This is a genomic window from Peptoclostridium sp. AF21-18, from assembly GCF_003478825.1.
Lineage (GTDB): Bacteria > Bacillota > Clostridia > Peptostreptococcales > Peptostreptococcaceae > Peptacetobacter.
The window spans coordinates 51,654-62,453 of the sequence record NZ_QUGE01000012.1 but is presented as its reverse complement, the minus strand read 5'-3'; the positions used below and the strand labels follow the sequence as shown (position 1 = coordinate 62,453).

Annotated in this window: 12 protein-coding genes; 10 read left to right on the top strand and 2 right to left on the bottom strand. The window is 30.1% G+C overall.

The features are described 5' to 3' along the window. Positions 1-173 precede the first annotated feature (173 nt). Positions 174-353, top strand: coding sequence for a hypothetical protein (locus DWX74_RS06785; protein WP_199647593.1), 180 nt, complete (start codon positions 174-176; stop codon positions 351-353). Positions 354-559: 206 nt separating this feature from the next. Here the strand turns inward: DWX74_RS06785 and DWX74_RS06780 are convergent, their stop codons facing one another. Both DWX74_RS06780 and DWX74_RS06775 read right to left on the bottom strand, forming a co-directional pair. Next, positions 560-1,531 carry an Abi family protein gene (locus tag DWX74_RS06780; RefSeq protein WP_118549294.1) on the bottom strand — a complete coding sequence of 324 codons (972 nt, stop codon included), beginning with the start codon at positions 1,529-1,531 and terminating at the stop codon, positions 560-562. A gap of 146 nt (positions 1,532-1,677) precedes the next feature. After that, on the bottom strand, positions 1,678-3,045 hold the full coding sequence (locus DWX74_RS06775) for a Na+/H+ antiporter NhaC family protein (RefSeq protein WP_118549293.1): 1,368 nt from the start codon (positions 3,043-3,045) through the stop codon (positions 1,678-1,680). 467 nt (positions 3,046-3,512) lie between these two features. Between DWX74_RS06775 and DWX74_RS06770 the strand changes: the two genes are divergently transcribed. The 9 genes from DWX74_RS06770 (at position 3,513) to DWX74_RS06730 (ending at position 10,710) form a co-directional block, all read left to right on the top strand. Then, positions 3,513-3,806, top strand: coding sequence for a DUF2325 domain-containing protein (locus DWX74_RS06770; RefSeq protein WP_118549292.1), 294 nt, complete (start codon positions 3,513-3,515; stop codon positions 3,804-3,806). Positions 3,807-4,027: 221 nt separating this feature from the next. Beyond that, positions 4,028-4,492 carry a hypothetical protein gene (locus DWX74_RS06765; protein ID WP_118549291.1) on the top strand — a complete coding sequence of 155 codons (465 nt, stop codon included), beginning with the start codon at positions 4,028-4,030 and terminating at the stop codon, positions 4,490-4,492. A gap of 207 nt (positions 4,493-4,699) precedes the next feature. Then, entirely contained in the window at positions 4,700-4,927 is a 228-nt protein-coding gene (locus DWX74_RS06760; protein ID WP_118549290.1) for a DUF4318 domain-containing protein, read from the top strand. Between the two features lie 31 nt (positions 4,928-4,958). After that, positions 4,959-5,792: an aldo/keto reductase gene (locus DWX74_RS06755; protein WP_118549289.1), complete on the top strand. Its 834-nt coding sequence runs from the start codon at positions 4,959-4,961 to the stop codon at positions 5,790-5,792. A gap of 365 nt (positions 5,793-6,157) precedes the next feature. Beyond that, positions 6,158-7,810, top strand: coding sequence for a SulP family inorganic anion transporter (locus tag DWX74_RS06750; RefSeq protein ID WP_118549288.1), 1,653 nt, complete (start codon positions 6,158-6,160; stop codon positions 7,808-7,810). Positions 7,811-8,040: 230 nt separating this feature from the next. Then, positions 8,041-8,622, top strand: a complete 582-nt coding sequence (locus DWX74_RS06745; RefSeq protein WP_286164254.1) for an RNA polymerase sigma factor — start codon at positions 8,041-8,043, stop codon at positions 8,620-8,622. Then, on the top strand, positions 8,609-9,400 hold the full coding sequence (locus tag DWX74_RS06740) for a hypothetical protein (RefSeq protein WP_118549286.1): 792 nt from the start codon (positions 8,609-8,611) through the stop codon (positions 9,398-9,400). The genes DWX74_RS06745 and DWX74_RS06740 overlap by 14 nt, the downstream gene beginning before the upstream one ends. After that, positions 9,401-10,039 carry a VanZ family protein gene (locus tag DWX74_RS06735; RefSeq protein ID WP_118549285.1) on the top strand — a complete coding sequence of 213 codons (639 nt, stop codon included), beginning with the start codon at positions 9,401-9,403 and terminating at the stop codon, positions 10,037-10,039. 161 nt (positions 10,040-10,200) lie between these two features. After that, positions 10,201-10,710, top strand: a complete 510-nt coding sequence (locus tag DWX74_RS06730) for a VanZ family protein (protein ID WP_286164253.1) — start codon at positions 10,201-10,203, stop codon at positions 10,708-10,710. Positions 10,711-10,800: the final 90 nt, after the last annotated feature.

The following is a 10,800-nucleotide window of genomic DNA, read 5'->3' as shown; positions in this document are numbered from 1 at the left end:
AACGGCACGCTCCGTGGTGTGAGAGGGGCTACAAGTTAGCCCCTACTTGATTGAGCACGCAATCACGATCATTTGCTCTCCAGGCTCATTGCAAATATTGAACAGCCGTATTTTTCTTATAGTAAATTTATTCAAATTATATAGTTCTATTTGTATTTGAAAGTGGAGAAGTTGTGAAGGAAAGTAAGTTTGAAGAGGTTATTGATGTGGCGCCAAAAGGAATTGGGCTTGCTATGGGAATTGCAGTAACTGTTTTGGCTGTATTAGGAGAGTTGGAAACAAATACTGCATTTATTATGTTGGGAATAGGATTGGCAGGTGTATCAATTTCTTTATTGAAAAATAAAAATTAGAAATTTGAATAGAGATTATTTTATAAATAGAACATACTTTTTTCAAAAGAGATGATATAATTTTTACTATAAATAACTTTTTATTTTGACAAGATTTATTCTTTAACATAAAATATATATCAGATAGCATATAGGGGCTCGAGCGAAAGCAGACTCTATGTGTGCAAATATCGCAAGTATTTTTAGTACTTGCGGTATTTTGTTTATTATATATTTTTAAAGCATTTTTCTTTCCAATCTTTATCAAATCCAGATATACTTATTATTTCTTCAAATGAAATAGAATTGAACTTATTAGAGTATTTATTAATTAGATTTTCTATTTTTTCTATCATTTCTTTATAATCTTCTTTTGGTGTTACCAATTTTAATAATAATATCAAATCAAATAATGTCTTCCCTTTATAGTTATCACCAAAAAATTTAGATAATGTTTTATTACTTTCAACTTTTATAACAAAAAATGAAAATAATACTTCATCATGAGCACATATATTTCTAACATAATTTCCTATTCTCAATAATTGCTGCATTTCACCTGCAGATATTTTCTCTTTTGAATTATAGTCTTTTTTGTAATTTTTACAAATATCTTTACATACTCTATTTTTTATAGTTTCATTTAATGCTGAGAAAAAGTGAGATATGTTCCCAAATGTCATAAAATTGACTAAAACCCATAGCGGTACTGAGCCATGTTTTTTAATATAATGAGAAATTGATGTATTATCTTTTCTTTTTTCAGAATTTATAATTTTAGACAATGTTGCAATATTGCTCAACACATTAGATAAATCAACTTCTTTTGATGAATAATTACTAATATTTAAATATGAATACTCATCAGGGTATTCCTCTGAAAATCTATGTGCACAACTAGTTTTTAACATTTTTTCAAAATTAAGTAAATAATAGAAAATTATATTTTTCAACTCAGAATCAAATCTATATAACGAATAAATTTCTTCTATCGTACATCCATCCTTATATGTTTCTGGCTCTACTAAGTAGCCATTTAAATCTCTTTTTAAAAATATTTTTTTATAACCATTGATTAAATTATAATAATTCACTTTAGATAATATGCTTATGGCTTTTTCTTCATCTGCTATAGTTAAATTTCTTAATTTTAATATTTCAACTTGTTCATCATATCTTTTAAAAGGTTTATTCTGCATATATTTTCTCCTAAAAAAAATGCCCCGTCACGTATGACAAGGGCTTGATCTCTATACTTGAATATTATCATACTTTTAAAAAAAGGTCAAATAATTTCCTTAGGAATAAAAAAGGATGCCACAAATTTGTGACATCCGTGTAAACATTATTCAGTTATTTCTTCTGCTTTATCTAGTTCCCAGTTCCAAGGTCTTTTCTTTATTAAACCATCTGCATAAGGGATAAACATAGATATCAGTGTAAATACTGCTAGAAGCTGCTGATACCATAAGAATGGGAATAGTGCAAGTGGGCTAACTGCACCTGCTGTTAAGCTTCCTGCAAGTAATATCTGTGCTCCATAAGGGATAAATCCCTGGAATATACAAGTCCATATATCTAGTAACGAAGCAGATTTTCTTGGGTCTACTTTGTATTTTCTACTAAGTTCTTTAGCTATTGGCCCAGTTATTATTATTGCAACTGTGTTGTTTGCAACTGCCATGTCAGCAGCTGCAGCTATTGCAGATATACCAATCTGAGCTGATTTTTCACTTTTAACAACAGACTGAATTTTTTCTAATATCCACTGAAGTCCACCGTGCTGAGTAACCATGTGGGCAAGACCACCAGTAAACATTGAAAGTAAGAATATTTCGTTCATTCCTGTAAATCCAGCGTATATGTTCTGTGCAAATGTAAGTGGAGTTAAATCTCCGTAAGCTATACCAACTATACCTGCTACAACTGTTCCAACACCTAGAGTAAGGAATACGTTGAATCCTGATACAGCAAGTCCTAAAACTAGTATATAAGGTATAACTTTAACTAAGTTGTAATCTAATTTCTGTATAGGAACTATAGTTTCTGGTTTACCAAAGAATATTAAAAGTACAAATGTAAGAACTGCTGCTGGTAAAGCTATGTAGAAGTTTACCTTAAATTTGTCCTTTAGTTCGCAGTTCTGAGTTCTAGTTGAAGCGATTGTTGTATCTGATATTACAGATAAGTTGTCGCCAAACATTGCACCACCTATGATTGCAGCAACTATAAGCGTCATATTTAATCCAGCTTTTTCTGCTGTTGCAATTGCTATTGGAGCAACTGTACTTATTGTTCCCATAGAAGTTCCTGTTGCTACAGATATAAATGCCGCAATAATAAATAGGCCAGCAGTTATATACTGAGCTGGGATAAATGATAGTCCAAGGTTGACAGTAGAGTCAACACCTCCCATTGATTTTGCAACTGTTGCAAATGCACCTGCGAATAAATATATAAAACACATTATAAGGATGTTCTCGTTTCCGCATCCTTTTGCAAACTGAGAGAATTTTTCTTCTATGCTTCCTTTAAATATAATGAATGCTACAACAACACCGACAATTATCGCAACTGGTGCTGGTAGCTGGTAAAATGCCATCTCTGTTCCTGATGTTTCTAATATGATACCTACGCCAAGATATAAGAATATAAATACAGCGAAAGGAATAAGGGCTTTACCACTGGGTTTAATTTTTTCGTTTTGATCCATTTTTACCTCCTTTATTTTTTATAAAAATATATGTGCATATTTTGAATTTTGTTTCAAAATGATTTTTCTAAAATAAAACTACATATATTATTTTAATTATACACTAGTATTATAAATCTTTTCAATATAAATCTTAAGTTAATAAAGATTTGAGAAAAAAATATCTATAAAAGATAAAAAAGTTAAGCAAGATTTTTATACTGATAAATAAATTTTCGTTTGGAGAAAATTAACAGTAATTATGTTTTGATAATAGTTGTTTTTGAAATTGCTGAGGAAACGCAATGGAAGGAATAGGGTACGATTAAGTACTCTATTTTTTATTCAAAAATCGAAAAAAATTATCGTTTCGCCGAGATTTATTGACTGAATATTCATCGAATGATAATATAAATTACATAATAATGATTATCAAACAAAAAGTTAATAAGAAAAACATAAACATAAAATAACAGGAGGAAAAATAGATGAGTATTTTAGTTGTAGGCGGACACGAGAGAATGGAGAAAGATTATCTTGAAATGGGGAAAAAATTAGGATTTAAGACAAAAGTCTGTACAAAAAAGGCAAATAAGTTAGCAAATTCAATAGGTAATCCTGATGCTGTTGTAATATTAACTTCTACAGTATCACACAAGATATGCAATATAGTTGAGATGAAGGCGAAAAAACAGAGTATCCCTATTTTTAGAAAAAAGAGCAGCAGCAAGAGTGCATTTACGGAATGTCTTGAAGAAATAAACAAAGAGCTTAAAGCATAAAAAATATTAGTAAAAAAATACAAAACACGATAACATATTTTTTGTTAAATAAAGTATAGTAAATAAAGTGGAGGCTACAAATTAGCCTCTATTTTATTGTTTAGAAAAATAAAAGTTATAGAAATTGTATAATTCTATTGAAAATATGACATTATAAAAATAGATATGTATAAACTGATAATCCTTAGACAACAATATTTTTATAAAAAGAGGTGCTAAAAATGGATGAAATGACAAAAGCTCGCTTAACTAAAGAAAGATTTGAAATGTTAAAAGAAAAGGCATATGAAGTATGTTCAACACTTAGACCATATGAATGGTATTATGATGGTTGTCCATACGATAGAAGTGGAAATGTTAGAAAAATGACACTTGAAGAATTTATAGAAATATCTTACTATGAAAATCCCTTAGAAGAAATATACACGAATGTTTCTGTTGCAACATTTATGTCTGGATATGGACTTAGATGGATGACTTTCGGTGAATATATTAAGAAAGAAGTTGAAGATGAATTTAACAATAAATATATGGATAAATTCTATGATTTTGATAAAGGAGAGTATTATTCTGACGAGCATGAAATAGCGGAAATAGAGGTAGAAGGTAATTCTGAAGAAATGTTTGATTCCTTTATTATAAAAAATAAAGATACATATATTCAATTAATAAAAAATAATTTTTAGAAAATGCTGATGAATAAGCGAAAAAATTAGTGTAGATAATTAATATTATGTATAATAATTTATAGGAATTAACATAAAACCAGTTAAATATAAAAATAATACCACTTACTTTAAATATATTGATTACACTTAAAAAGATAGTATAATAAAAATAAGAAAATAAATAATTGTTAATAATAAGCTATTAATAAGAAAGAAGGTAATACTATGGGACTTTTTAAGAAAAGTATAATATTAGACATAGAAGATCCAACTAAACCTCGGAACTTAGTTGAAATAATAAAAGCAGTCGAAAAATACTGTGAAGAAAATCATCAAACTTGCAAATTTATATCAGACAATGAAGTTGAAATTGATGGTGTATTATATGAAGTTGTTGATCCAGATGGAGTTGTTATGAGAGGAAATTACTTTGTAAAAATAAAAGAAAAGTAATATAAAATATCAAACTAAAAGGAGTGGTATTATGAAAAAAGAGTACACAGTTTTAAGCAATGGAGTAAAAATGCCAAACCTAGCATTTGGAACATTTAAGGTTAATGAGGGCGACGATGTTCAGATAATATTAGATGCTATAAATGTTGGATATAGACATTTTGATACTGCAGCTTTTTACAATACAGAAGAAGCTTTGGGAAAAGCCATTAAAAAATCTGGAATTCCTAGAGAAGAATTTTTTATAACTACAAAGGTTTGGAAGACTTGTATGGGATATGAAGGAGCCAAGAAGTCATTTGAAGAGTCATTAGAAAAATTAGATATGGACTATGTTGACTTGCTACTTATACATTGGCCAAGACCAGATGAAAAATCAGATTGGAAAAAGCTAGATATTGAAACATGGAAGGCTTTTGAGGAGATATATAAAGAAGGAAGAGCAAAAGCTATAGGTGTGAGCAACTTCTTAAATCACCATATGCAAAATATCTTAGATAACTGTGAAGTTGTTCCAATGGTAAATCAGATAGAATTTCACCCAGGATATATTCAAAAAGATGTTGTTGATTTTGACAAAGAGCATGGAATTGTTGTGGAAGCTTGGAGTCCACTTGGAAGAGAAAGAGTATTCAAAGATGAACTTTTAAACAAACTTGCTCAAAAATATGGAAAGTCTGTTGCACAGATTTGTTTAGCGTTTGCGCTTCAGATGGATGTAGTTCCTCTACCAAAATCTTCATCTGCTGAGAGAATGAAACAGAATATGGATATAGATTTTGAACTTGAAAAAGAAGATTTTGAAAAAATAGTTAATATGGAAGAAATGGGATGGTCTGGATTAGATCCTGATAAATTTCAATAAATAGAAATTAAAAAGCTACCGAAAATAAAAATCGGTAGCTTTTTATTATGCAATCTATTGAAAATAAATTTTTAAAACTAAGAAATTATAACTAAATCGAAAATTTTATATTGACGATAAAAAGTAATAGGTTTACATATAATTCAAGAATGAATAATGAATAATAGAAAGTGCATTTTAACAATCATTTTTCAAAAAATTTATAAAATATATATTGAAATATAGCCATTTAGTTTGAAGTTAAAATGAATATAAATTATAAAATGAATTTAATACATATAAAAAAATCAAAATCCTTGAATATACTTGTTAAAATGGTAAACTATTAATGTGATAATTAAAAATATATTTGGGAGGAACTATTTATGAGAACTTTAAGACCAGAATTGGTCCACTCGATGAAGGGTTACTCAGCAAAGTCATTTACTAAAGACTTAACCGCTGGTATTATAGTAGCAATAATTGCGCTTCCTTTATCGATAGCACTTGCACTTGCGTCGGGTGTAAGACCTGAACAGGGGATTTATACGGCGATAATAGCGGGATTTTTAATTTCTGCGCTAGGTGGTAGTAAAGTCCAGATAGCAGGACCTACTGCAGCATTTGCATCAATAGTAGCAGGGATAGTTGCCACAGACGGAATGGACGGACTAGTAGTAGCGACAATACTTGCAGGGATATTCCTTATACTTATGGGAATATTTAAAATGGGAAATCTAATCAAATTCATACCTTACACAATCACTACAGGATTCACTTCAGGAATAGCTGTAACTATATTTATCGGACAGGTAAAAGACTTTTTAGGTCTTACATTCGAAAATTCACCAATAGAAACAATTGAAAAAGTAGCTGAAATTTTTAGAAGCATATCAACGATAAACACTACTGCTCTTTTAGTAGGAGTTATTTCATTAGCAATACTTATTATATGGCCTCATATATCTAAAAAAATTCCGGGATCACTTATAGCAGTTTTAGTAAGTGCTGCATTAGTAAAAGTAATGGACTTAAATGTTAATACAATCGGTGATTTATACACAATTTCATCATCACTACCTCATTTTACAATGCCTACAGTTACATACGATACAGTTAGAAATGTGTTACCAGATGCGTTCACAATAGCAGTACTTGCTGCAATAGAATCACTTTTATCTTGTGTTGTTGCAGATGGTATGATTGGTAGTAGACACAACTCTAATATGGAACTTGTTGCACAGGGAATCGGAAATACAGCATCTGCTTTATTTGGTGGGATACCTGCAACAGGAGCAATAGCAAGAACTGCAGCAAATATCAAAAATGGAGGACGTTCTCCAATAGCTGGTATGGTTCACGCAATTGTACTTCTTATAACTCTACTATTATTAATGCCTTATGCCGCATTAATACCAATGCCTTGTATAGCAGCGATACTATTTATGGTTGCGTACAACATGAGTGAGTGGAGAGAGTTTGTAGATGTAATAAAAGAATCTCCAAAGAGCGATATAATGGTTCTTGTTGCTACATTTACATTAACAGTTGTATTTGACCTAGTTATAGCGATAGGATTTGGTTTAGTACTTGCTTCTGTACTATTTATGAGACGTATGGCAGATGTTACAGACGTTTACGGTTGGAAATATATTGAAGAAGAAGACGAAAACTACGATGAAGATTCAGATACTGGAAACATATCACTAAGATACGTTCCAAAAGATGTACTAGTATTTGAAATAACAGGACCAATGTTCTTTGGAGCTGCGGATAAGATAAATAATGTAATATTTGATAAAACTAAGAAGGCGATAATTCTTAGAATGAGAAGTGTTCCTGCAATGGATACGACTTCACTTAATAAATTGAGAGAACTTTATGCAAAATGTAAGAAATACAATGTTGTTCTTATATTCTCTCATGTAAATGAACAGCCACTTCAGTTTATGGAAAAATCAGGATTTATAGATGATATAGGAAGAGAAAATGTATGTCCTTCTATAGATACTGCATTAGAAAGAGCTGAAAGTATATAAAGAAGATATAAAAATATAAATAAAAAGTGTCATATTTTACTTGATTAGTAAAAAGTGGCACTTTTTTTATACTTATTTTGCTCAAAAATAAAATGGGTTCTTGTTGCTAAAAAAACTATTCAATAATATACTACTTTGTAGTAACCACAAAAATTTTAAAAAAATTTATAAAATCTGTGAACCAAATACAAACGACAATGCTCTTATATACAGATGCATCGATAAAGGAGGTGTTAAGTTTGGAAGATAGAGAACTTGTTGAAAAAGTTGCCAATGGTGATTTTGAAGCATTTGAAGAGCTCTTTAACAAATACAAAGGTACCGCAATGAGAACTGCTTATCTAATATGTGGCAACAAAGCTACAAGTGAGGACATTGTTCAAGAAACATTTGTCCAATGTTATCTAAACATAAGCAGCCTTAAAAATCCGGATTATTTTAAAACTTGGTTTTACAAAATACTTACAAGAATGGCATGGAAACTTTCCAAATCAGATAAAAAGAATGTTCCAATTGATGAAATATTTGCAAAAGCAGAACGGGAACAAAATCACGAAAGCGACAATATGACAAAGTGTCTGGAATCAGAAACTGTTGAAATTGTCAGAAGTGCTGTAAATAATCTCGATGAGAAGTATAGAGCTGTAGTTGTGCTATATTATTTCAACGGATTTAGCGTAAAAGAAATCGCTAATATGTTGGATGTATTTGAAGGAACTGTTAAATCGAGACTTTTCAAGGCTAGAAGGCTTTTGAAGGGGAAGATTGAATCACTTAATTATTTTGGAGGTGTGAACTATGAAAAAGGATAATGTAGATTTAAAAATAAGAAAAGCAATGGTAGATATGTCTGAAGATGTTCAGCCTTCAGATGATATGTTTGAAAAAATAAAATCACAGATAGAATTTGAACAGAGTAGAAAGGAAAAGGTGGTTACTATGAAGAGAAATAGAAAAATGTTAAAAGTCGCATCAGTAGCGTGTGCATTAATGATAACAACTGTAGGAGTATATGCAGGTGGAAAAGCAGTAGGATATTTTGGAAGCTCATCTAGTGTATATAAATATAAAGAAGTACCTACAATAGAACAGATGGAAAAAGAAACAGGAGTTAGAAAAGCTTTTGTAGATGAATTTACAAATGGATATAAATTTGACGGAGCAGTTATTGAAGATTTAAACACAACTGGATCAAATGGAGATACATTAGACAAAACTAAAGCGATGAACCTAGTTTATAAAAAAGACGGTTCTCCAGAGATATTTGTAGATGCTCATAAGAAAATGCCATCAGAAATAGCTTTAGAAGAACAGAATGGATATAGAACAGTTGATGTTAATGGAACAAAATTATTCGTTTCAACTTTAAATATGAGATTTGTTCCAGCAGACCATGAAAAAACAGCAGAAGAAAAACAGTTAGAAAAAGAAGGAAAGATATCTATATCTTGCGGAAGCGATAAGGTTGAAGATAAAAAATCAGTTACAGTAGCTTGGGAAAAAGACGGTGTTAGATATTCTATATCTTCATTATCTGATGAAGGAATGCCAGAACAGACTTTAATAGACATGGCAGAGGATTTAATATAAATGCTATCAGAGCTTAAAGAAGCTATACTACACTACATACCAGTATTTCCAATAGTTTTATTCGTTTTATCAAGATATAAAATGAAAATATACGATTTAAAATTGTACTCGACAGGCAGAGTTTATGAAGGGAATGGGGATTCTAATCTCCATTTCCTTGCTTGCGTTGTATATACTTTTTTAATAACTGGTATGGTTTCAGCTGCTGGGATACCGTCAGTAATAGATTTCGGCTTTGGAATAAATTATTTAAACTTCAACTTTATACCATTTGGGTTTATGCTTCCAATTATGTGGAATGAGTTTGAATCTTTTAAGAAAACTGTAGAAGCAGGATTTTTATTCTCGCTATTTATTGAAATTACACAGATGTTTAACTTTAGAGCGACTGATGTGGACGATTTAATGATGAATACATTGGGAACAGTTATTGGATTTGGAATTTATTATATTTTATTTGTAAAGATTTTTAAAAATAAATCTGGTAATGATAGTTTTAGAAGTAAGTTGAGAATGGGAAGTAGCTATAAATCTGTATTTTATAGTGGGTCTGAGTATGTAGACTTGACTGTGCTGACTATTGTTTCGTATGCGATAATTGGATCTTTAGTTAGAAATTACTGTTTTTTATTTATTTAGTTGTTCAAAATAGCATTTGATGAAAATTTTCGGATGCTATTTTGAATTATTTTTTTATGTTGACAAATAAAGTGTACTAGTTATATAATACACTTGTAAAAAGGTGTATGATACGGCTAGTACACTTTTGGAATATAAATACTAAAAAAGGAGTTGTTGTTATGGATGAAAGGCTATTAAAATATAAAAAAGTTACATCCATTCTATTCATTGTGTACTTCTTGCTGCTTACAGGGATTATCGTCTTCAAAACAGAATTTTCTATAAGTAGCTTAGTTACAGAAAGAAGTATAAACTTAATTCCGTTTAAAGAATCTATGATTGTTAATGGTAAGGTTTCATTTAGCGAGATTATAAACAATGCAATAGTATTTATTCCTGTTGGTGTGTTTACGGCTATGCTTGCAGATAATTGGAAGTTTATAAAAATGGCAGCGGTACCTTTTGGAATAAGCTTGTTCTATGAAATAACACAGTATATTTTTGCAGTTGGTGCATGTGATGTAACTGATTTGATAAATAATACTTTAGGTGGGATTTTAGGGATATTGATTTTTAAGTTACGGAGAAGAGTTCTTGGAGATAAGGCTTTTAAGGTTGTAAATATTTTCTCTATTGTGTGTGTGGTGCTGATAGTGATTATGATGGGAGCTTTAATATTCCTAAATTAAGAAAGAAAATTTTAAAAAAACTAAGTTAGAGATACGTTTAATCTTTTAAAACATATTGAAAATTATTATAAAAAGATACTATAATAAAAT

Excerpts from the sequence above, each read along its gene's own strand:
- DWX74_RS06775 (WP_118549293.1), bottom strand. The coding sequence starts at position 3,045 with ATGGATCAAAACGAAAAAATTAAACCCAGTGGTAAAGCCCTTATTCCT.
- DWX74_RS06770 (WP_118549292.1), top strand. The coding sequence starts at position 3,513 with ATGAGTATTTTAGTTGTAGGCGGACACGAGAGAATGGAGAAAGATTAT.
- DWX74_RS06760 (WP_118549290.1), top strand. The coding sequence starts at position 4,700 with ATGGGACTTTTTAAGAAAAGTATAATATTAGACATAGAAGATCCAACT.
- DWX74_RS06740 (WP_118549286.1), top strand. The coding sequence starts at position 8,609 with ATGAAAAAGGATAATGTAGATTTAAAAATAAGAAAAGCAATGGTAGAT.
- DWX74_RS06730 (WP_286164253.1), top strand. The coding sequence starts at position 10,201 with ATGGATGAAAGGCTATTAAAATATAAAAAAGTTACATCCATTCTATTC.
- DWX74_RS06750 (WP_118549288.1), top strand. The coding sequence starts at position 6,158 with ATGAGAACTTTAAGACCAGAATTGGTCCACTCGATGAAGGGTTACTCA.
- DWX74_RS06755 (WP_118549289.1), top strand. The coding sequence starts at position 4,959 with ATGAAAAAAGAGTACACAGTTTTAAGCAATGGAGTAAAAATGCCAAAC.
- DWX74_RS06735 (WP_118549285.1), top strand. The coding sequence starts at position 9,401 with ATGCTATCAGAGCTTAAAGAAGCTATACTACACTACATACCAGTATTT.
- DWX74_RS06780 (WP_118549294.1), bottom strand. The coding sequence starts at position 1,531 with ATGCAGAATAAACCTTTTAAAAGATATGATGAACAAGTTGAAATATTA.
- DWX74_RS06765 (WP_118549291.1), top strand. The coding sequence starts at position 4,028 with ATGGATGAAATGACAAAAGCTCGCTTAACTAAAGAAAGATTTGAAATG.